Raw genomic sequence first — 21,140 nt, forward strand, 5'->3', positions numbered from 1 at the left:
CCGCGAAACGCTGCGCTCCTCGGCGCAGCCAGAGGGGGTGGAGACCACCCGGGCCTTTGCTTCGCTCGGCCACCAAGCCGTCGCTGGCGCTTCGCGCCTGCGACGGTTGGTATTGGGTGTCGGTTTTGGTTGTTGGCTGTTCGGAGCCGAGCGCAGCGATGGCCTGTCCGTTTCTCCAACCCCTTCTGGATGCGCCGAGGAGCGCAGCGTTTCGCGGATCAGGGCTCGCCCTTGTCTGAGCGAAGCGAGTTTGGGCGAGACCCCGCGAAACGTGAGCACCGCAGGTTGCCCGCAGCGAAGCGAAGGGACGCAGCCAGTAGGGGTCGCCTTTCTTTGCTTACTTTCTTTGGCGAAGCAAAGAAAGTAAGTCGCCCGCCGGGGCGAGACCCGGCCCCGAAACCCAAACCTATCCCTCAATCTTCCCAAGCCGAGATTCCCGCAGCCGACTAGGCGCCAACGCCCCAGCCGACTCAAGAATCGGATAAGCAATAGAGCAAATGTGCGAATTGATTCGCTTCAAATCGCTGATCAGGTCGATGTGCAGCGAGCTGGTCTCGATGCTCAGCGTGGTTCGGTCCGACAGCCGGTCCAGGTGGGTCGTGGCATAGGCCCGCTCCAGGTCGCGGAAGCGCGCCTTTTCTTCCAGTAGCTTCTGCGCGTCGCGCACGTTGCCGTTCAGGAACACGCTCATGCTCAGCCGCAGGTTGGCCACCAGCCGGCCATGCAGCTCGACGATCTCGGCCATGCCGGCTTGCGAGAAGTTGCGCTGCGGCTTGATCTTCTTGTCTTCCACGTCGATGATCACGCGTTCGATGATGTCGCCGATCTGCTCCATGTTGATCGTGAAGCTGATGATGTCGGTCCAGCGCCGGCTTTCCTCTTCGCCCAGCGCCTCGCGCGAGATGCGCGTCATGTAGTACTTGATGGCCGAGTACAGCTCGTCCACCGTGTCGTCGAGCTGCCGCAGCTCCTGCGACAGCCGCGTGTCGTTGTTGCGGATCACGTCGAGCACGCCGATGAGCATGGTCTCCACGATGTCGGCCTGGTGCAGCGCTTCGCGCGCAGCGTTCGAAATGGCCAGCGACGGCGTCGACAAGGCGGACGGGTCGAGGTGATGCGGCCGGCTGGTACCCGCGGGTTGCTGCGGCGTCGGCAGCATCCGGGTGACCAGCTTGGCCACCCACTGCGTGAGGCCGATGAAGCCCACGCTGATCACCACGTTGAACGCCAGGTGGAACAGCACCACGCCATGCGTCTGGTTGGGCAGCTCGGGCTGCACGTAGCGGATCCACAGGCCGATGAAGGGCGCGACCAGGGCCACGCCCAGCGCCTTGAAGAGCAGGTTGCCGATGGTCACCTGCCGCACCGCGACGCTCGCCTTGGCGGTGGTCAGCACCGCCAGCAGGCCGCTGCCGAGGTTGGCACCGAGCACCAGGCCCAGGGCCACGTCAAGGGGCACCACGTTCGAGGTCGCCATGGCCGCGACCAGCAGCACCACCGCCAGGCTCGAATAGGCCACGATGGCCAGCACCGAGCCGATGGTGATCTCCAGCAGCACGTCGCTGTTGATCGACGAGAGCAGCGCGCGCACGGCCGGCGAGGAGAACAGGGGCTCGGTGGCTTCGACCACCAGTTGCAGGGCCAGCAGCATCAGCCCCAGGCCGATCAGCACCCGGCCCACGCGGCCGGCCACCGTGTCCGCGCGCGTGATGAACAGCACCACGCCCACGAAGATGAACATCGGCGACAGCCATGAGAGGTCGGCCGAGAACAGCACCGATATCAGCGCCGTGCCCACGTCCGCGCCCCGCATCACCGCCAGCGCCGCAGGCAGCGTGACCAGGCCCTGCCCGACGAAGGACGAGGTCATGAGGGAGGTGGCGGTGCTGGACTGCACCAGCGCGGTCACGCCGATGCCCGACAGGGCGGCCGTGAACCGGTTGCGCATGCTCTGCACGAGGATCTTGCGCAGGTTGGCGCCGAAGACGCGCAGCACGCCGGTTCGAACGAGTTGCGTACCCCACACCAGCAAGGCAATGGCCGCGAGCAGATTCAGGAGATGCTTCATGGGTGTCGGGTTCTATCCTTTTCGTTTTGGTTCGTTTTGACCCCATTTTCCACCAGTACGCGTTTCAGTCGATCAGCGCTCCGTTGTCGTGGAAAGGATAAGGGCCTTCGAAGCTCCCAGAGGCCGCCAGATGGGTCACCAGCCGTCGACCGGCAGGGGACCATGCATGCACCCGGAAGGCGGGCGGCTCCAGCGTCCAGGCCGAGGGCGCGTCGCTCGCCAGGTCGAGGCACACCTGATGAGCCTGCGCCGGCGACGTCGAGGCGATGGTGCCGCCGAAGCGCACGTCGATGGCGCGGTGCAGGTGGCCGCAGATCACGCGCTCGACGTTCGTGTAGCGCGAGAGCAGCGCCTCTAGCGCCTCGGCACCCTGCAGCAGGCCGATCTCGTCCATGTGGCCGATCAGCGTCTGGAACGGCGGGTGGTGCATGGCGACCACCACGGGCTCGTCGCGGCTGGCGTCGAGCTGGGCTTCGAGCCAGGCCAGTCGCTGGTCGCACAGCGATCCATGGCTCGCACCGGGCACGCAGGTGTCCAGGGTCAGCAGCCGCAGCGGACCGACGCGCACCGAATACTGGATGAAGCCGCCGGTCTCGGCGCCGGTGCCCAGGTACGCATGGCCGGGAAAGCTGCGGCGCAGCTGGTCGCGGTCGTCGTGGTTGCCGGGCAGCAGGTACACCGGCATGGTCAGCGGGGCGAGCAGGCGGGCAAGGTGCTCGTACTCGGCGGCACGGCCGAAGTCGGTCAGGTCGCCGGTGACAACCACCGCGTCGGGCGGCTGGCGCAGGGCCAGCACCGACTGCACCGCGCGTTCGAGGTACGGTGCCGTGTCGATGCGGCCGTAGGCCAGCCGGCCCGGCTCGCGGATGTGCAGGTCGGTCAGCTGGACCAGGACGGTGAGCTTGTTGTTCGTTGTTGTCGTCATGCGCTGGTTTCCTGCGATGTCATCAGCCGCTCGGGGTGGATGCGCAGACCCACCGCGTCGCCCGGGGCGAAAGGATTGTCGCGACCGACGTCGGCCACGAGCACCGGCTGGTCTTGCAGGCGCAGGTGCAGCTGCACGCGGTCGCCGAGGAAGGTGCGGCGTTCGACGGTGGCGGCGCCCCAGCCTGGCTGCTGTGCGCCGACCTCGATGTCTTCAGGCCGCACCAGCAGGGTCGCATGGCTTTGCCACGCGCCCGGGCAGGGAAGGTTTGACCCTCCGAGTCGGACAACGCCCTGCGCGACGGCGTCGGCAGCGCGCTCCAGCCGGTTGACCCGGCCCAGGAACTCGGCAACGAAGGGGTGCGCCGGTGCGCGGTACAGGTCTTCGCCGCGCCCCACCTGCACGATGCGCCCGGCGCGCATCACCGCGAGGCGGTCGGCAATGGCCAGCGCCTCTTGCTGGTCATGCGTGACGTGAATGGCGGTGATGTGCAGGCGGCGCAGCAGCTCGGCCAGTTCGTCGCGCAGCGACTCCTTGAGCTTGGCGTCCAGCGCGGCCAGCGGCTCGTCGAGCAGCAGCACGCGCGGGCGCACGGCCACGGCACGCGCCAGCGCCACGCGCTGCCGTTGGCCGCCGGAGAGTTCGGCGGGGCGCTTGTTCTCCAGCCCGCCCAGGCGCACCAGGTCGACCAGTTCGCCCACGCTGCGCTTCTCTTCGGCGGGCGACACGCCGCGAATGCGAAGCCCGTAGCCGATGTTGGCCGCCACCGTCATCTGCGGAAAGAGCGCGTAGCTCTGGAACACCATGCCCACGCCGCGGTGCTCGACCGGGCGCTGCGTCACGTCCTGGTCGCCGAACACGATGCGGGTGCCCGCGTCGGGCGTCTCCAGCCCGGCGATCAGCCGCAGCAGCGTGGTCTTGCCGCAGCCCGAGGGGCCGAGCAGGGCCAGCACCTCGCCGGCTTCCACCCGCAGGTTGGTGGGTTGCAGGCCGCGCGTGCCGTCGGCATAGGTCTTTGCGCAGTTCGAAATGTCGATAGGGATGCGTTCAAGTTCCATGGCGTTTCTGCATCAGGTTGGCAAGGTACTGCAGGCCCCACAGCACCGGAAGAATGACGGCGAAGAAGACCAGCGTGTAGGCCGATCCGATCTCGATGCGCATCGAGGCGTAGCTGTCGGCCAGGCCCACGGGCAGGGTGCGCGTGAGCGGCGTGTGCAGCATCCAGGTGAGGTTGAACTCGCCCACCGACAGCGTGAACACCATCAGGCTGCCGGCCACGATGGCAGGGAACACGGCCGGCACCAGGATGCCCATGAAGCGCTGGCGAAAGTTGGCGCCCAGCGAGCGCGCGGCCTCTTCCAGCGCGAGCAGGTCGTCGCGCTGGAAGGCCGAGCTCACGGTGCGCACCATGAAGGGCAGCGTGAAGATCATGTGGCCCACGAGGATGAACGCGAAGCTCTGGCGAAAGGCGGTGAGTTGGCCGTAGGCGAGGATCAGGGCGAGTGCCGTGGCCAGGCCCGGCACCGCGACGGGCAGCGTCAGCAGTTCTTCGAAGATGCGCGCCGCGCGCGAGCGGCTGCGCGCCAGCGCATAGGCGCAGGGCACGCCCAGCAGCACGGTGCCCGCCACGCAGGCTACGGCCAGTGCGATCGACCAGCCGACGGTGCCGCCGTAGTTCTCCCACACCTCGGCGAGCCAGCGCAGGGTGAGGCCGCTTTTCAGTCCGACGCTGTAGTTGTTGACGAGGCCCGCCATGACCGACAGCAGCATCGGCGAGATCATGAACAGGCTCACGATGACCGTGACGGCCAGCAGGAAGGGCGCCTTGGCGTGTGTGTTGTTTCGCATGGTGCGTGGGCTTCGGCGTTCAGCGTGCAACGGGGTTCGCGCCGAAGCGGCGCGCCACGAACAGCACCAGCCAGGTCACGATGCCCAGCGAGATCGACAGCGACGCGGCGAGCGCGAAGTTGGCGTAGTTGGTGAACTCGTTGTAGATGGTGATGGGGATCACCTCGAACTTGCTGGCCAGCGTGAAGGCCGTGCCGAAGGCGCCCATGGAGGTGGCGAACAGGATGGCGCCGCAGGCCAGGGTGGTGGGTGCGAGTTCGGGCATCCACACGTCGCGCGCCACGCGCAGGCGCGATGCACCGAGCGAACGCGCGGCCTCCTCGAGCTGCGTGTTCATCGACTCGGCCGCGGCGGCGTAGGTGGCGATGGCGCGCGGCAACGAGAAATACAGGTAGGCCAGGAACAGCCCGAGCAGGCCGTAGGCGAAGGTGATGCGTTGGCCGATCAGGCTGTCGCTCAGGTCGGCCACCACGCCCTGCCGCCCGCCCAGCAGGATCACGAAGAAGCCGATGATCACGCCCGGGAACGACAGCGGCAGCGTGAGCAGCGACAGCAGCATGCGCTTGCCGGCGAACGTGTGGCGCGCGAGGTAGATGCCTACCGCCGCGCCCAGCACCAGCGTGGTCAAGGTCACGGCCACCGAGAGCGCGACGGTGTTGGCCATGCTCGTGAGGTAGCGCGAATCGGTCAGTACGGCGAAGTAGGTGGCCCAGCCCTTGTCGGCCGGCAGCGTCAGCAGGCGCACCACCGGCAGCAGCCAGAAGGCCGCGAAGAAAGCGGCCGCGGGAGCGACGCAGGCCAGCAGCCGCCAGCGCGGGTCCCAGGCGTTGGATGCGTTGGACGCGTTGGAGGTGGCGGCTTGCGTCATCTCATGCGGCGCGACTCAGCGCACTTCCTTCAGGTACTGGTCGGAGAAGGCGCGCTGCGCAGCCGCCATGCGGCCGTAGTCCACGCTCTTGGCGCGGGCGTATTCGCTGGCGGGCAGGAACTGCGCCTCGATGTCCTTGGGCATGGCGCTGGCGCGCACCGGCCGCAGGTAGGCCTTGGCCCAGATGGCCTGGCCTTCGTCGGACAGCGTGAAGTCGAGCACCTTCTTCGCATCGGCCGCGTGCGGAGCCTTGGCGACCAGGCTCATCACGTAGGGCACCGCCAGCGTGCCTTCGCTCGGAATGACGAAGGCGACGTTGGCCTTGTCCTTGTACTTGGCGCGGTAGGCGTTGAAGTCGTAGTCGAGCAGGATCGCGATTTCACCCGACAGCACGCGTGCGTACGAGGTCTGCTTGGGCACGATGGGCTCGTTCTTCTGCAGTGCCTTGAAGTAGTCGATGGCCGGCGTGAAGTTGTCCAGCGTGCCGCCGCGCGCTTCGTTCACGGCGACCGCGCCGACATAGCCCACGAAGGCCGAGGCCGGGTCGAGGTAGCCGATCAGGCCCTTGTATTCGGGCTTGAGCAGGTCAGCCCACGACTTGGGAACCGGCTTGCCCTTGAGCGCGTCGACGTTGACCATGAAGCCGAGCGTGCCCGAGTGGATGGTGAACCAGTTGCCGGCCGGGTCCTTCAGGCCGTCGGGAATGTCTTTCCAGGCGGCGGGCTTGTAGGGCTCGACCAGGCCGTCCTTCGCGGCCTGCACCGCGAAGGTCACGCCGAGGTAGGTCACGTCGGCGATGGGGCTGGCCTTTTCGGCCGTCAGCTGCGCGAGCGACTGGCCCGAGTTCTTGTTGTCGGCCGGCACGGTGACGCCGGTCTTGGCCTTGATGGCCTTGAGCTGCGTGCCCCAGTCGGCCCACTCGGTGGGGCAGTTGTAGCAAATGGCGGTCTGTGCCATGGCGCCGCCGGCGGCGAATGCCGCGGCCAGCACGCCGAGGCGGGCGAATCGTTGGAGGCGAAGAGACATGCGGGAGCTCCTTGGAGGGGTGTGGTCGGAGGACGAGGGACAGAGGGGGGTCAGGTCAGGACACTGCGGCGTTGTTGTCTTCGCGCGCGCAAGCGCACGACTCGCCGTCTCGGAAGGCATGGGGCAGCAGCAGGCTGGCATCGGCCCGCAGCGCGGTGCCGCCGGCCATGGCCTGCATCAGCAACTCGACGCTGTGGCGGCCGATGTCGCTGTTGGGTTGCGCGATGGTGGTGAGCGCGGGCGTGAGGTCTTCGCACAGCGCAATGCCGTCGAAGCCGACCACGCTCAGGTCGTCGGGCACCGACAGGCCGCTGAGGTGCGCGGCGCGGATGCTGCGAATGGCCAGCAGGTCGTTCGAGCAGACGAGGGCGGTGGGGCGGTTGCGCATCTGCAGCTGGCGGGAAAGGGCATCGACGGCGGTTTCGACGAAGGGCACCTCGACGAGCGCCGGCGCCTCGAGGCCGGCTTCCGCCATGCCCCGCTGGTAGCCGCGGTAGCGCTGCTGCGCGCGGTCCGACGCGGCCAGCGTGCCGCTGACCATCGCGATGCGCCGGTGGCCCAGCAGCACGAGCCGCGTCACCGCATCGGCCACGGCGCCTTCGCTGTCGACCGACACGCACGGATGGTCGGGGTGGCGGTTGTAGGCCAGCACATAGGGCACGCCCGCGGCCTGCAGACGGGGCAGGGTGGCCGATGTGGAGGGGTTCGACACCACGAGGATCAGCCCGTCGACGTTGCCCGCCAGCAGCAGGTGCACGGCGCGCTCTTCCTCGTCGAGCCGGTAGCCGGTGGTGACGGGAATGATTGCGTAGCCGCCCGCGACGGCGGCGCGCGCAATGCCCTGCAGGCACTCGGCGAAGGTCGGGTTCAGCAGCGTGGGCAGCACCACGCCGAGCACGCGGCTGCGCTGGGTGCGCAAGGTGCGTGCGCTGGCATTGGGCAGGTAGTTGAGCTCGCGCGCCACGCGCTCCACCAGCTCGCGCGTGGCGGGCGTCACCTTGTCGGGGAAATTGAAGGCCCGCGACACGGTGGCCACGGAGACCCCCGCTTTGGCGGCTACGGCTTGGATGCTCATCGTGCGAAAGTCAGTGATCGGTGTTCATGTAATCGATTACATTGGACCGCGGCAGTATGACTTTGCGATGACAGCCTTGAAGCGGGGACAAACCCTCGGCACCTGGCGAAGGTGGCGCGACCCCCAAAAGAAGAAGGGGCCCGTGGGCCCCTTGAGAAACTTGCTTACTTGCCCCGGCGCACCCGCCGGATCTCGTCGACGATCAGGCAGATCGCCCCCAGCGTGATGGCGCTGTCCGCCGCATTGAACGCCGGGAAATACCAGTTGCCCAGGTGAAAGCTCAGAAAGTCCACGACGTAGCCGTGCATCATCCGGTCGACCACGTTGCCAATGGCGCCGCCCAGGATGCAGGCCATCGAAAACGAGAACAGCTTCTGCCCCGCGTGCGAGCGAAGCATCCACACGATGAAGATCGCCGCGGCCACGCCGATGGCCGTGAAGAACCAGCGCTGCCACCCCGAGTGATCGGCGAGGAACGAAAAGGCGGCCCCCGTGTTGTGCGCGCGCACGACATTGAAGAAGCTCGTCACGTAGGTCGCGTCACCGAGCTTGTAGTAGCCCAGGATCAGCGTCTTGGTGAACTGGTCGATGATCACGATGATCAGCGCCAGCCCGAGCCAGGGCCAGATGCTGCCGGCGCGCGAGCGCGATGCCGACATGGAGCGTGCGGCGGCCATCAGGCAAAGCTCCGCGATTCGCCGGCGCCGAACAGGTTGCTCGTGCAACGCCCGCAGATCGTCGGGTGCGCAGCGTCCACGCCCACGTCGTCGCGGTAGTGCCAGCAGCGCTCGCACTTCTGCGCGGTGCTCGGCGTGACCACCGTCGCCAGCGTTTCACCCGTGGCCAACGCGATGGCCGAGGTGATGAAGACGAACTTCAGGTCCTCGCCCAGCGAGCCCAGCAGCGCGAAGTCGTCGGCCGGCGCCGTCACCTGCAGGTCGGCCTGCAGCGAAGAACCCACCTTGCCTTCGGCGCGCACCGCCTCGATGTCCTTGTTCACCGCATCGCGGATCTCGCGGATGCGGCCCCACTTGGCGAGCAGCGCCTCGTCAGGGGCGTCGAACTGGCTGTAGGTCTGCGTGAAGATCGATTCGCCCGGCTTGCCGGTGCCCACGAACTTCCAGGCCTCTTCGGCCGTGAAGCTCAGGAACGGCGCCATCCAGCGCAGCATGGCTTGCGAGATGTGCCAGAGCGCCGTCTGCGCGCTGCGACGGGCCAGCGAACCCGGTGCCGACGTGTAGAGCCGGTCCTTCAGGATGTCGAGGTAGAAGCCGCCCAGGTCTTCCGAGCAGTAGATCTGCAGCTTGGCCACCACGGGATGGAACTCGTACACCTTGTAGTGCGCGAGGATCTCGGCCTGGAACTTCGCCGCGCGCGCCATGGCGTAGCGGTCGATCTCGAACAGCTGGTCGAGCGGCACCGCGTCCTTCGCGATGTCGAAGTCGCTGGTGTTGGCCATCAGGAAGCGCAGCGTGTTGCGGATGCGGCGGTACGCATCGACCACGCGCGCCAGGATCTTGTCGTCGCCCGCGATGTCGCCCGAATAGTCGCTCGCAGCCACCCACAGGCGGATGATTTCCGCGCCCAGCTTGCTGCTGATTTCCTGCGGGTCGATGCCGTTCTTGAGCGACTTGCTCATCTTGATTCCCTTGGAATCCACCGTGAAGCCGTGCGTGAGCAGGCCGCGGTACGGCGCGCGGTCTTCCAGGGCGCAGGCGATCAGCAGCGACGAATGGAACCAGCCGCGGTGCTGGTCGTGGCCTTCGAGGTACAGGTCGGCTTCGGGTCCGGTCTCGTGGTGCACCGTGGGGTGCGTGCCGCGCAGCACGTGATAGAAGGTCGAGCCCGAGTCGAACCACACCTCCAGGATGTCGGTGCTCTTGGTGTAGCTCGGCGCATCTTCGGCGCCCAGGATCTCTTCGACCGTCACGCGGCTCCAGGCCTCGATGCCGCCCTTCTCGACGATGTCGGCGGCCTGGTCGAGGATTTCCATGGTGCGCGGATGCAGCTCGCCCGAATCCTTGTGCAGGAAGAACGGGATCGGCACGCCCCAGCTGCGCTGGCGGCTGATGCACCAGTCGGGCCGCCCGGCGATCATGTCGTGCAGGCGCGCCTTGCCGTTCTCCGGATAGAAGCTGGTCTGCTCGATGGCGTCGAGCGCGGTCTGGCGCAGCGTCTTGGGCGCCTTGTCCTTGGTGAACACGCCTTCACCCTCGTCCATGCGGATGAACCACTGGGCTGCCGCGCGATAGATCACCGGCGTCTTGTGGCGCCAGCAGTGCGGGTAGCTGTGGGTGATGGTCTCGGTGGTCAGCAGGCGGTTGGCGTCGCGCAGCGCGGCGATGATCACCGGCACGGCCTTCCAGATGTTCTGGCCGCCGAACAGCGGGAAGTCGGGTGCGTAGCTGCCGTTGCCCTGCACCGGGTTCAGGATGTCGTCGTACGCCACGCCGTGCGCCACGCAGGAGTTGAAGTCGTCCACGCCGTAGGCGGGCGAGGAGTGCACGAGGCCGGTGCCGTCGGTGGCGGTGGCGTAGTCGGCCAGGTACACCGGCGACAGGCGCTGGTAGCCGGCATCCACGTCATACAGCGGGTGCTCGAATTCGAGGCCGCCGAGCTGCTCGCCCTTGACGGTGGCCAGCACCTTGCCGTCCAGCGCATAGCGCGTCATGCACATCTCGACCAGCGAGTTGGCCAGGATCAGCAGGCCGCGCTCGGTGTCGACCAGCGAGTACTCGATCTCGGGGTTGAGGTTGATCGCCTGGTTGGCCGGGATGGTCCACGCGGTGGTGGTCCAGATCACGGCGAAGATGTCGCCGAGGATGGTGTGGTCGGTGCCGAAGGCCTCGAGCACCTTCTCGCGCTCGTGCGCCTTGAAGGCCACGTCGATGGTCTGGCTCTTCTTGTCGGCGTATTCGATTTCGAACTCGGCCAGCGAGGAGCCGCAGTCGAAGCACCAGTACACGGGCTTCAGGCCGCGGTACACGAAGCCGCGTTCGATCACGCGCTTGAACGCGCGCAGCTCGCCGGCTTCATTGGCGAAGTCCATGGTCTTGTACGGATGGTCCCATTCGCCCAGCACGCCCAGGCGCTGGAAGTCGACCATCTGCTGGGCGATCTGCTCCGTGGCGAAGGCACGGCTCTTGGCCTGCATCTCGTCGCGGCTCAGGTTGCGGCCGAACTGCTTTTCGATGGCGTTCTCGATCGGTAGGCCGTGGCAGTCCCAGCCGGGCACGTAGAGCGCGTCGAAGCCTTCGAGCTGGCGCGCCTTGGTGATCATGTCCTTCAGGATCTTGTTCACGGCGTGACCCATGTGGATCTGGCCGTTGGCGTACGGCGGGCCGTCGTGCAGGATGAACTTGGGCGCGCCGTGGCGGGCGTCGCGCAGGCGGTGGTAGCGGCCTTCGTCGTTCCACTCCTTCACCCAGCCCGGTTCGCGCTTGGGCAGGTCGCCGCGCATCGGGAAGGGGGTGTCGGGCAGGTTCAGCGTGGAACGGTAATCTTTGGGGGAAGCAGCGTCAGACATGGTGGGGTACGGCGAAACAGGGGGGCTCCGACAGGCTCGGCCCGAACTGCCCGGGAAAAAAGGAGCGTGTCGGTGCGGAAGATAAAGCCGTTCGCCCTGAGCTTGTCGAAGGGCGGCAGCACGGTGCGTGCAGGGCTAAATTCGATCGCGCGTGGTCTGGCGGTGGGTTTCTGCGTGGGTCGATGCAAAGAACGCACGTGCGTCGCGCCCATCCTTCGCGATGCCCGCAGTGAGGGCCTCGAGGCTGGTGTAGCGCAATTCGTCGTGCAGTTTGTGCAGCAGTTCCACGCGGACGATTTTACCGTAGGCCCCTTCGCTCCCGAGATGGGAGGGCCACTCCAGGCAATGGGTTTCGAGCAGCACCCGCCCGCCGTTGACGTCATTGGCGTCCAGCGATGGGCGCACGCCCAGGTTGGCCACGCCCGGCAGGGGCTGCTCGGCCAGGCCGTGCACCAGCACCGCGAAGATGCCGCTGGCCGCTGGTTTCCAGTGCTTGAATCGCAGGTTGAGGGTGCGAAATCCGTCGTCCTGGCCAGGCGACGAGGCACCCAGCGCGCGGCCGAGCTTGCGGCCGTGGACCACGTGGCCCGAGATGGTGTACGGCCGCCCGAGCAGGGTGTGGGCGTCGGCCATGCGGCCTTCGGCCAGCGCCTCGCGCACCGCCGAACTGGACACGCGCAGGCCATGGACCTCGTAGCTGTTCATGCGCGCGACGTCGAAGCCTTGCGCGCCGCCGGCCGCGTCGAGCATGGCGTAGTCGCCCGCCCGCCTGGCGCCGAAGCGGAAGTCGTCACCTACCAGCACGTAGCGCGCGCCCAGGCCGTCGAGCAGCACGTTCTGGATGAATTCCTCCGGCGACTGGGTGGCCAGCCGGCCGTCGAACGGCAGCACGATGGTCTGCGCCACCCCGCAGGCCGCCAGTTCGCTGAGCTTGTCGCGCAGCGTGCCGATGCGCGCCGGCGCCAGGTCGGGTTTCTTGGTGATGGCCGCGAAATAGTCGCGCGGATGCGGCTCGAAAGTGAGCACGCAGCTCGGCAGCCCGCGCTGGCGGGCCTCGGTCTGCAGCAGCGCGAGCATGGCCTGGTGGCCACGGTGCACGCCGTCGAAATTGCCAATGGTAAGAGCGCAAGCAGGGGCCACGCCCGGGTGCCGGAAGCCGCGAAAAACCTGCATCGGTGAGTATCTTTTTGATAGCGCCTTTCGCCCGCCAATTGGGCGAATCAGGCCGATTTGTCACAAAGCCGGTATATTGTGACGCAGTGCGTTGTCCGGCGTGAGTCTGCAATGCGCTCCGTGTCCCTGGTCTTTCCGTGGTTCTTCCCTTTTTTGAGGAGACGTTGGTGAAGGTCTTGAAGCTGTCGGCCCAAGGGCTGCCCCAGTCATGGATATCGCTTGAACAGGCGGTGATCCACTACGCGGCGGACGAAGTTCGCTGGGAAGTGGGCGCGCAGGTGGCGGTGTTTCGTGGCGGCCACAACGCGGTCACGGGCGAGCAGTCGCAGATCGCGATCAACAGCATCATCGGCACCAAGGGCGTGCCGCGCATCAATCCCTTCACCCAGCGGCCGGGGCTGACCAACAGCAAGCTCTTCTCGCGCGACCGCAACGTCTGCGCCTACTGCGGCGGCCATTTCCACGAAGACGAACTCACCCGCGAGCACATCATTCCCTTTGCCCAGAAGGGCATCGACACCTGGATGAACGTGGTCACGGCCTGCAAGCCCTGCAACCACCGCAAGAGCAGCCGCACGCCCGAGCAGGCGAACATGCCGCTGCTGTACGCGCCCTACGTGCCCAGCCTCTGGGAAGATTTCATCCTGCGCAACCGCCGCATCCTGGCGGACCAGATGGAATTTCTGATGGCGCACCTGCCGCAAAGCTCGCGGCTGCACGACAGCTAGCTGGCTTCAGCGTTTCCAGGCCGGTGGGCGCTTCTCGATGAAGGCCTGCACGCCTTCGAGCGCGCTCTCGTCCATCATGTTGCAGGCCATGGTCTGGCTGGCGTCGGCCAGCGCGGCCTCGATGCCGGTTTCGAGCTGGCGGTAGAACAGGGCCTTGCCCAGAGCCAGCGCCCGGCGTGGCTTGGCGACGATGCTGGCCACCAGCGATTCGACGGCCGCATCGAGTTCCGCAGGCGGCGCCACCCGGTTGACCAGCCCCTTGTCGCGGGCTTCCTGCGCACCGATGAACTCGCCCGTCACCAGCATCTCGAAGGCCTCCTTGCGCCCCAGGTTGCGCGACAGCGTGACGCTGGGCGTGGCGCAGAAGAGGCCCATGTTCACGCCGCTGACCGCGAACCGCGCGTCGCTCGATGCCACGGCCAGGTCGCACACCGCCACCAGCTGGCAGCCCGCCGCCGTCGCAATGCCGTGCACGCGGGCGATCACCGGCACCGGAAGCTTCTGGATCGACAGCATCATCGCGCCGCAGCGCTCGAACAGCCGCTGGTAGTAGCCGAGCGACGGTTCGGCGCGCATCTCCTTCAGGTCGTGGCCCGCGCAGAAGGCCTTGCCCGCCGCTGCAATGACGACGGCGCGCACGCTCTCGTCGGCCGCCACCTCGCCGAGCGCCTGTTCCAGCGCGCCGAGCATGCCTTCCGACAGGGCATTGAAAGACGATGGCCGATTCAGCGTGAGCGTGACCACGCCGCGGTCGTCGCGTGACTGCAGCACGAAGGGAGCGCCGGTGTCGTTCATGGCGATGCCTCAGTAGGTGAGTTCGAGCACGGTCGTGTGTTCGTTTGCGGCCGGCCATGTGAGGCCCGTGATGCGCTCGCCGTTGAACTCGCCGGTCACCGCGCGCGGCGCACCGCCGCCTTCCAGGCGCAGCCGGGAGGTCGACACGCCAGCCCCCTTGGGGGGCACGCCGGCCGGCGGGCTCTTGCCGTCGAAGCGCAGGGTGTCGCGCTGGGCGTCGAAGTAGCCGCGCGGACGGGTGAACACCACGACCGAGCTCGCGCCGTTGTCTGCCGGCGTGACGCGTTCGGGCCGCAGATGCACGAAGTTGCCGCTGCGCGGAAACGGGCTGCGGTAGATGTGCGTGGTGCCGTAGCCGGGCGCTGCCAGGACGAATTCATAGCTCGTGTCGCTGCGTGCCTTGAAAGGCCCCCAGCGGCCGTCGGCGCCCACGGACTGGGTGTGGACGGCTTCGCCGCGCCGCACGCCGGTGGCCGGGTCGACCGCATGGACGGTCACTTGCGCACCGTTCAGCGCCAGGTTCTCGGCGCCGATCGCGCGGCCGTCGAGCACCACGTGCGGCTGCAAGGCGATGTCGGTGCTGCGCGGTGCCTGGCCCGTCAGGAACTGCCACGTCGCGGCGAACGCGGCGGGCGAGAACGAGGTCTCGCGGTGGTCCACGCGCGGCAGCACGACGTTGGTCGCGCCCTTGAGCGCCGGCCCGTCGAAGCCGATGTTCGTCGGCTTGCCCGGCGCGCCGATCCACACGCCGTCGGGCTGGGCGTACTTGTCATTGTTGTCGGAGCGCAGGGTCATCCATTTCACGCCCGGCGTGACCTCTTCGCCGTTGGGCCCCTTCGGCGCATTGAGCTGCTGCATGAAGCCCGAGAGCCCGGAGAACTCGTTGTTCTCGCGGAAACCCTTCACCGCCCATATACCGTGCGCCGGGTTGCCGCCCAGCACCACGTGGCTCACCACGGCCGCGCCGCCGCCGTTCTGCACGTAGTTGCGAATGGTGTTGCCGCCGCGCGAATTGCCGACCAGCACCACCTTGCTGGCACCCGTGGCCTTGAGCACCTGGTCGACCTGGGCCTTGAGGAACACGGCCGAATCGGCCGTCGAACTGCGCCCGGCCTGGGCCACGGCATCGTCGTCGCGCGCCAGCGGGTTGGGCTGGTCGAACGCGAAGAGCCGGTCGCCCGGCCAGCCGTTCGACTCGAAGCGCCAGATCGTCGTTTGCCAGAGCGCGGCCGAATCGCCGTTGCCGTGCACGAACACGACGGGCGGGCGTTCGGTGTACGACGGCGACGGGGAGGTGGCGCAGGCGGTGAGCATGGTGGCGGCGGCGATTGCGGAGGTCGTGACGACGGCCATGGCAAGGAGGGTGCGACGGGACTGCATGTTTCGTTCCTGAGGGCGAGTTTTCAAGTGAAAACGCCCGCCGGCGCAAGGCGGGCGGGCGTTGGATGCTATGAGAAAAAGACCGTCAGGCGAAGACGCCGGCCGTGTCCTGCATGCGTGCCGACACTTCGCCCAGGTGGTGCAGGGTGTCGCCGAAGGTCATTTCCATCTGCGTGAGCTTGCGGAAGTAATGGCTGCCGATGTATTCGTCGGTCACCCCGATGCCGCCGTGCAGCTGCACCGAGTTCGCGGCGACGTAGCGCATCGACGTGCCCAGCTGGTACTTGGCGCGCGCGAGCGCCTGGCGGCGTTCGTCGGCCGGGGCGTTGAGCTTGAGCGTGGCGTAGTAGCTCATGGAGCGCGCGAGCTCCAGCTGCATCTTCATGTCGGCCACGCGATGGCGCAGCGCCTGGAAGCTGGAGATGACCACGCCGAACTGCTTGCGCTGGTTCATGTAGTCGATGGTCAGCGCAACGGTCTTGTCCATCACGCCGACCGCTTCGGCGCAGAGGGCGGCAATGCCCACGTCGACCGCGTGTTCGAGCGCGGCCAGGCCGTCGGTCGTGAGCAGCGTGGCGTCGGCCTTGTCGAACACCACCTCGGCCGCACGGCTGCCGTCCTGCGTGCCGTAGCCGCGCGCCTCGACGCCGCTGGCGCTGCGCTCGACCAGGAAGAGGGCGATCTTGCCGTCGACCTTGGCCGGCACGATGAAGGCGTCGGCCTCGTCGCCCACCGGCACCACGCTCTTGGCGCCGGTCAGCGAATAACCGCTGCCCGACTTCACGGCCGTGGCGTCGCACAGGTCGAGGCGGTAGCGCGCCTTGCGTTCCTGGTACGCCAGCACCACGATGGCCTGGCCGCCGGCGATGCGCGGCAGCCAGCTTTCCTTGGTGCTGCCGTCGGCATATCCGCTGAGCACCGCGCCGGCGATCAGCGTCTGCGCGAAGGGCTCCAGCACGATGCCGCGGCCCAGTTCTTCCATCACGACCATGCCGGCCACCGGGCCCATGCCCAGGCCGCCGTCGTCCTCGCTGATGTACAGGCCGCCCAGGCCCAGCTCGGCCAGTTCGTCCCAGGCCTCGCGCGAGAAGCCGCCCTTGGCCTCGATGCCGCGGCGGCGCTCGAAGTCATAGCCCTTGTCGACCCACTTGCGAACGGCGTCGCGCAGCTGTTCCTGGTCGTCGGTGAAATTGAAATCCATGTTCGTGTCTCCTCAGCCCAGGACCGTCTGCGCGACGATGTTGCGTTGCACTTCGTTCGAACCGCCGTAGATGGTGGTCTTGCGCATGTTGAAGAAGGTCGATGCCAACGGTGCGAGCGCCGGGTTGCCGCCGGGGAAGTTGCCCTGCCAGCCGGCTTCCATCGCTTCGCGGATCAGCGGCAGCGAATAGGCGCCGCCGGCCAGCATCATCAGTTCGCTGTAGCGCTGCTGGATCTCGCTGCCGCGGATCTTGAGCAGGCCGGCCACGTCGAGCGAGTTCTTGCCCGAGGTGGCGGCCGACAGCACGCGCAGCACCATCATCTCGAGCGCGACGATGTCGACCTCGAGCTTGGCGATTTCGTCGCGGAAGCGCGCGTCTTCGTACACGCCCTCGCTTTTGGCGATGCGCTTGAGGCGTTCGAGCTCGCGCTTGGCGCGGTTCACGTCGGCGATGTTGGTGCGTTCGTGCGAGAGCAGGTGCTTGGCGTAGGTCCAGCCCTTGTTCTCTTCGCCGATCAGGTTTTCGGCCGGCACTTCGACGTTGTCGAAGAACACCTCGTTCACTTCATGCCCGCCGTCGAGCAGCTTGATGGGGCGAACGGTGACGCCGGGCGACTTCATGTCGAGCAGCAGGAAGCTGATGCCGGTCTGCGGCTTGCCTTCGTTGCTGGTGCGCACGAGGTTGAACATCCAGTCGCCGTACTGGCCCAGGGTGGTCCAGGTCTTCTGGCCGTTGACGATGTATTTGTCGCCCTTGCGCTCGGCCTTGGTCTTGACCGAGGCAAGGTCGGAGCCCGAGCCCGGTTCGCTGTAGCCCTGGCTCCACCACACTTCGCCGCTGGCGATGCCGGGAAGGAAGCGCTTTTGCTGCTCGGCGTTGCCGAAGGCCATGATCACCGGTGCGACCATCACGGGACCGAAGGGGATGATGCGCGGCGCGCCGGCCAGTGCGGTTTCTTCCTCGAACAGGTGGCGCTGGATGGCGGTCCAGCCCGGGCCGCCGAATTCGGTGGGCCAGCCGTAGCCCAGCCAACCCTTCTTGCCGAGGATCCTGGCCCAGCCTTGCAGATCGTCGCGCGTCAGTTCGAGCGCGTTGTGCACCTTGTGCGAAATCTCCTTGGGGAGGTTGTCCTTGACCCAGGCGCGAACTTCTTCGCGGAACTTCTGTTCTTCGGGTGTGAAGCTCAAATCCATGCGTGCCTCGCTGTGTTGATCGTTTCGCCGCAGACGCGGTGTGTCTCCGGAGCCCGGAGTTTTAGCACGGTCGTGCTGCTATGCGGTGTCCGCGCCGCGACAAGGGAGGCAGGCACGGATAATCCCGCCTCCCATGAAGAACATCGTGATCCTGATCTCCGGCGGCGGCTCCAACATGGCGGCCATCGTGCGCGCCGCCGAGCGCGAGCGCTGGGCCGAGCGCTTTGGCGCGCGCATTGCCGCGGTGATGAGCAACAAGGCCGAGGCCGGCGGGCTGGCGATTGCCGCCTCGCACGGCATCGCCACGGCCGTGATCCCGCACCAGGCGTTCGCCACCCGCGAGGCCTTCGACGAAGCACTGGCGCAGGCGGTCGACGCCCACGCGCCCGCGCTGGTGGTCCTGGCCGGGTTCATGCGCATCCTGACGCCGGGCTTCGTCGGGCGCTATGCGGGGCGGCTGGTGAACATCCACCCCTCGCTGCTGCCGGCTTTCCCGGGGCTGCACACGCACCAGCGTGCCATCGAGGCAGGCTGCAAGGTGGCCGGGGTCACGGTGCACCAGGTGACCACAGAGCTCGACCACGGACCGATCCTGGCGCAGGCCGTGGTGCCCGTGCTGCCCGAAGACACCGCCGCCACATTGGCCGGCCGGGTGCTTGCGCAGGAGCATCTGTTGTATCCGCGTGCCATCGCGGGATGGCTTGCAGATACATTGAGTCACAAACCTTAAAGTTGTTTATATTCGCGGGTTTTCGGGAGTGTTGACGTGAAAACCCAATCGTTGCTGTTGGCCGCCTTCGCCGCCGCCCTGCTGGCCGGCTGTGCAGCGCCTGCGCCCGCGCCCGCAGCGGCTGCACCCGTACCGCCGCCGGAGCCGGTCTTCCAATGCAGCGCCGACGGTGCACGTTTTGCCGTGGGCCAGCCCCTGACGCCCCAGCTCGAAGCCGCCGCCCGCGTGCGCGCAGCGGCCGGCACGGTGCGTGTGCTGAAGCCAGGTGACGCAGCCACGACCGAACTGAATGGCGGACGACTCAATCTCGATGTGGACGCGCGCAACCGCGTGACCGACGTCCGCTGCGGTTGAGGTGAATTTGTTTGCTATTGAAAAAGTAGCAAACTATTCAGGATGGACAAGCGTTTTCAGCTTGAATGACTAGATTTTGGTGAATCTTTGCCGCGGTGTGCCGTCGATGTCGACGGTCTCGCCGAACATGGCGGCCGGCCGGACCCAGAGTCCGTGGGCGCCGTACAAGGCACGGTACAGCGTCATCGGCTCCAGCGTTTCGCTGTGGCGCACGGTGCCGATCACCTCGTATTCGCCGCCCTTGTAGTGACGGTAGCGGCCGGGCGGTGTTTCGATCAGGGGCGGGAGGTCTTCGTCGTTCAACGGGGGCTTCTTTCAGGAACTGTCTGGGATTGATGTGACGGGAGTCGGATGGATCGCGCGGATTTTGTTCATCTGGTTCGACTGAGCGAGCATGCCAGTGCGGACGACAGTGCGCGCTATCGACGCAGCGTGGCGGCCTTTGCCGCGCTCGGCTATGTCTGGGTGCTGGGCTGCCTCGGACTTGCGGTGGGGCTCATTGTCTGGGTGCTTGTGTCGATTCGCGACGAGCGCTTCAGCTTCACGCGCGGCTGGGTGCTGCTGTTTGCGGGCGGGCTGCTCTGGGCCACGCTGCGCGCGCTCTGGGTGCGCTTCGACGAGCCCGAGGGCGTGGAACTCCAGCGCGACGACGCGCCCGCGCTGTTCGAGGCGCTGGACCGCATCCGCAGCAAGATCAAGGGCCCGCTGGTGCACCACGTCTACCTGGACGACGAATTCAACGCCAGCATCCGCCAGGTGCCGCGCTTCGGCCTCTTCGGCGGCGCCATCAATTCTTTGAGCATCGGCCTGCCGCTCTTGATGATGCTCGACCGGCGGCGCCTGCTGTCGGTGCTGGCGCACGAGTACGGCCACCTGCGCGGCAACCATGGCAAGCTGAGCGCGTGGATCTACCGCACACGGCTGTCCTGGATCAAGCTCGACGCCAACCTGCAGCGCAACGAAGGCGTGATGGCGCTGTTCTCGCAGGCTTTCTTTCGCTGGTATTTCCCGCGCTTCGCGGCCAAGACCTTCGCACTGGCCCGGCAGGACGAGTACGAGGCCGACCGCATCTCGGGCCGTTTGCTAGGCACCTCGGTGGCGGCCGCCGCGCTGACCGAGATCGCGATCAGGGGCAGCTGGTACGCCAACGAGTTCTGGCCCTGGCACTGGTCGCGCGCCGAGCACGATCCGCAGCCGCCAGGCCCGTTCGCGGCGCTGCGCAAGCGCGTGCGCACGCCGCCAGACGACGACTTTGCGCGCCAGGCGCTGCGCGAGGCGATGCGCCGCGTCAGCGACCTGGACGACACCCACCCGGTGCTGCGCGACCGGCTGGAGGCACTCCACCAGAAGGCGGCCCTGCCCGAATGGTCCCAGCGCTCGGCGCTCGAACTGCTCGCGGACCGCAAGAAGTGGATCGAGTACTTCGACAACCAGTGGCGCCGCGCGCACGCGGCCGACTGGAAGCAGCACCATGCGCACCGCTTGCGCATTCGTGAACGCATCTCGGTGCTGGCTGCGCGCGGCGAGCACAACACGCCTGACGAGATGGTCGAGTGGGCCGATTCGGAGCGGCGGCTCGACCCGGCGGCGCCCGTTCGTGTGCGCTACGAAAGCGCCCTGCGCATCGCTCCGGAGCATCCGGGCGCGCTGCGCGGCCTGGCCCAGATGCTGCCCGCGAGCGACCGTGCGTCGCGCCTCGCCGTGCTCGAGCGGCTGCACGGCTCCGGCGCGGCCAGCCGCTGGTGGGCCGCCAGGAGTGCGGTGGGCACGTTGGAAGACCCCGATGCGGGACCGCACGAGGAAGAGGCGCTCAAGCTGTGGCGCGGCCGTCTCAAGGAGGCGGAGGAGGCCGAGGCGCGCGCCTGGGAGGAAATCACGGGCACGCCGTTCTTCAGCCAGATCTCGCGGCACGACCTCAGCGACTACGAGCTGGGAGAACTTCGCGCCGACCTCGTGCGCTGCCTGCCCGCCTCGCGGGCCTGGCTGGTGCGCAAGAATCTGCGCGAGTTTCCATGGCGCCGTGCCTACATCGTGTTCGTCGACCTGCCGGGGCTCGACGACGAGGACCGCTGGCAGATGTGCCGCCAGTTGGAGCAGACGCTGACCCTGCCGGGCGCCACGCTGGTGCTGTGGGCGGGCCATTCGCCCTCGGTGGAAGACATCGAACAGCAGGCGTTTGGCGAGGTCTGGGCACGCACCGCATAACCCTTGAATGCGGCGCCGGACCGAAGGGGTCGGCTGGCTGAGAC

19 protein-coding genes are annotated in these 21,140 nt (G+C 67.3%); 4 read left to right on the top strand and 15 right to left on the bottom strand.

Features of this window, described 5'->3' with window-relative positions; translation table 11 throughout:
- Positions 1-406: 406 nt before the first annotated feature.
- The 10 genes from AC0IYU_RS10475 to AC0IYU_RS10520 all read right to left on the bottom strand — a co-directional run bounded on the left by AC0IYU_RS10475 (position 407) and on the right by AC0IYU_RS10520 (position 12,509).
- Positions 407-2,068, bottom strand: coding sequence for a Na/Pi cotransporter family protein (locus tag AC0IYU_RS10475; RefSeq protein ID WP_435440625.1), 1,662 nt, complete (start codon positions 2,066-2,068; stop codon positions 407-409).
- Positions 2,069-2,132: 64 nt separating this feature from the next.
- Positions 2,133-2,993 (bottom strand): phosphodiesterase, encoded by an 861-nt coding sequence (locus AC0IYU_RS10480; RefSeq protein WP_435482915.1) that lies wholly within the window; start codon positions 2,991-2,993, stop codon positions 2,133-2,135.
- Complete coding sequence (locus AC0IYU_RS10485) at positions 2,990-4,051, bottom strand: ABC transporter ATP-binding protein (RefSeq protein ID WP_472116179.1); 1,062 nt, start codon at positions 4,049-4,051, stop codon at positions 2,990-2,992. The genes AC0IYU_RS10480 and AC0IYU_RS10485 overlap by 4 nt, the downstream gene beginning before the upstream one ends.
- Positions 4,041-4,841: an ABC transporter permease gene (locus AC0IYU_RS10490; RefSeq protein WP_472116182.1), complete on the bottom strand. Its 801-nt coding sequence runs from the start codon at positions 4,839-4,841 to the stop codon at positions 4,041-4,043. Before AC0IYU_RS10490 ends, AC0IYU_RS10485 begins: the two co-directional genes overlap by 11 nt.
- Positions 4,842-4,860: 19 nt before the next feature.
- Positions 4,861-5,709 carry an ABC transporter permease gene (locus AC0IYU_RS10495; protein ID WP_472116184.1) on the bottom strand — a complete coding sequence of 283 codons (849 nt, stop codon included), beginning with the start codon at positions 5,707-5,709 and terminating at the stop codon, positions 4,861-4,863.
- A 15-nt stretch (positions 5,710-5,724) separates the two neighbouring features.
- The gene (locus tag AC0IYU_RS10500) at positions 5,725-6,735 is read right to left on the bottom strand and encodes an ABC transporter substrate-binding protein (protein ID WP_472116187.1); all 1,011 of its coding nucleotides are present in this window, start codon (positions 6,733-6,735) and stop codon (positions 5,725-5,727) included.
- 55 nt (positions 6,736-6,790) lie between these two features.
- Positions 6,791-7,810 carry a LacI family DNA-binding transcriptional regulator gene (locus tag AC0IYU_RS10505; RefSeq protein ID WP_472116190.1) on the bottom strand — a complete coding sequence of 340 codons (1,020 nt, stop codon included), beginning with the start codon at positions 7,808-7,810 and terminating at the stop codon, positions 6,791-6,793.
- A gap of 164 nt (positions 7,811-7,974) precedes the next feature.
- Positions 7,975-8,487 (bottom strand): signal peptidase II, encoded by a 513-nt coding sequence (lspA, locus tag AC0IYU_RS10510; protein WP_472116193.1) that lies wholly within the window; start codon positions 8,485-8,487, stop codon positions 7,975-7,977.
- Entirely contained in the window at positions 8,487-11,336 is a 2,850-nt protein-coding gene (gene ileS / locus AC0IYU_RS10515; RefSeq protein ID WP_472116196.1) for an isoleucine--tRNA ligase, read from the bottom strand. Before ileS ends, lspA begins: the two co-directional genes overlap by 1 nt.
- A gap of 135 nt (positions 11,337-11,471) precedes the next feature.
- Positions 11,472-12,509, bottom strand: coding sequence for a bifunctional riboflavin kinase/FAD synthetase (locus AC0IYU_RS10520; protein WP_472116199.1), 1,038 nt, complete (start codon positions 12,507-12,509; stop codon positions 11,472-11,474).
- A gap of 167 nt (positions 12,510-12,676) precedes the next feature.
- On the opposite strand from AC0IYU_RS10520, the gene AC0IYU_RS10525 reads away from it, so the two are divergent.
- Complete coding sequence (locus AC0IYU_RS10525) at positions 12,677-13,237, top strand: HNH endonuclease (protein WP_093440106.1); 561 nt, start codon at positions 12,677-12,679, stop codon at positions 13,235-13,237.
- Between the two features lie 6 nt (positions 13,238-13,243).
- On the opposite strand, the gene AC0IYU_RS10530 is transcribed toward AC0IYU_RS10525, so the two are convergent.
- The 4 genes from AC0IYU_RS10530 to AC0IYU_RS10545 all read right to left on the bottom strand — a co-directional run bounded on the left by AC0IYU_RS10530 (position 13,244) and on the right by AC0IYU_RS10545 (position 17,807).
- Complete coding sequence (locus AC0IYU_RS10530) at positions 13,244-14,032, bottom strand: enoyl-CoA hydratase (RefSeq protein ID WP_472116204.1); 789 nt, start codon at positions 14,030-14,032, stop codon at positions 13,244-13,246.
- A gap of 9 nt (positions 14,033-14,041) precedes the next feature.
- Positions 14,042-15,412 carry an alpha/beta fold hydrolase gene (locus tag AC0IYU_RS10535; protein ID WP_472116207.1) on the bottom strand — a complete coding sequence of 457 codons (1,371 nt, stop codon included), beginning with the start codon at positions 15,410-15,412 and terminating at the stop codon, positions 14,042-14,044.
- Between the two features lie 85 nt (positions 15,413-15,497).
- Positions 15,498-16,613, bottom strand: coding sequence for an acyl-CoA dehydrogenase family protein (locus AC0IYU_RS10540; protein WP_472116210.1), 1,116 nt, complete (start codon positions 16,611-16,613; stop codon positions 15,498-15,500).
- A gap of 12 nt (positions 16,614-16,625) precedes the next feature.
- Positions 16,626-17,807 carry an acyl-CoA dehydrogenase family protein gene (locus AC0IYU_RS10545; protein ID WP_472116213.1) on the bottom strand — a complete coding sequence of 394 codons (1,182 nt, stop codon included), beginning with the start codon at positions 17,805-17,807 and terminating at the stop codon, positions 16,626-16,628.
- A gap of 133 nt (positions 17,808-17,940) precedes the next feature.
- On the opposite strand from AC0IYU_RS10545, the gene purN reads away from it, so the two are divergent.
- Together purN and AC0IYU_RS10555 are read left to right on the top strand one after the other, a co-directional pair.
- Positions 17,941-18,537: a phosphoribosylglycinamide formyltransferase gene (gene purN, locus AC0IYU_RS10550; protein WP_472116216.1), complete on the top strand. Its 597-nt coding sequence runs from the start codon at positions 17,941-17,943 to the stop codon at positions 18,535-18,537.
- Positions 18,538-18,573: 36 nt separating this feature from the next.
- On the top strand, positions 18,574-18,891 hold the full coding sequence (locus tag AC0IYU_RS10555) for an I78 family peptidase inhibitor (RefSeq protein ID WP_435493828.1): 318 nt from the start codon (positions 18,574-18,576) through the stop codon (positions 18,889-18,891).
- A gap of 69 nt (positions 18,892-18,960) precedes the next feature.
- Here the strand turns inward: AC0IYU_RS10555 and AC0IYU_RS10560 are convergent, their stop codons facing one another.
- Complete coding sequence (locus AC0IYU_RS10560) at positions 18,961-19,194, bottom strand: DUF1653 domain-containing protein (protein ID WP_435440641.1); 234 nt, start codon at positions 19,192-19,194, stop codon at positions 18,961-18,963.
- Positions 19,195-19,242: 48 nt separating this feature from the next.
- On the opposite strand from AC0IYU_RS10560, the gene AC0IYU_RS10565 reads away from it, so the two are divergent.
- Complete coding sequence (locus AC0IYU_RS10565) at positions 19,243-21,096, top strand: M48 family metallopeptidase (RefSeq protein ID WP_472116219.1); 1,854 nt, start codon at positions 19,243-19,245, stop codon at positions 21,094-21,096.
- Positions 21,097-21,140: the final 44 nt, after the last annotated feature.

The sequence above is a fragment of the Variovorax sp. AC103 genome (genome assembly GCF_979254005.1).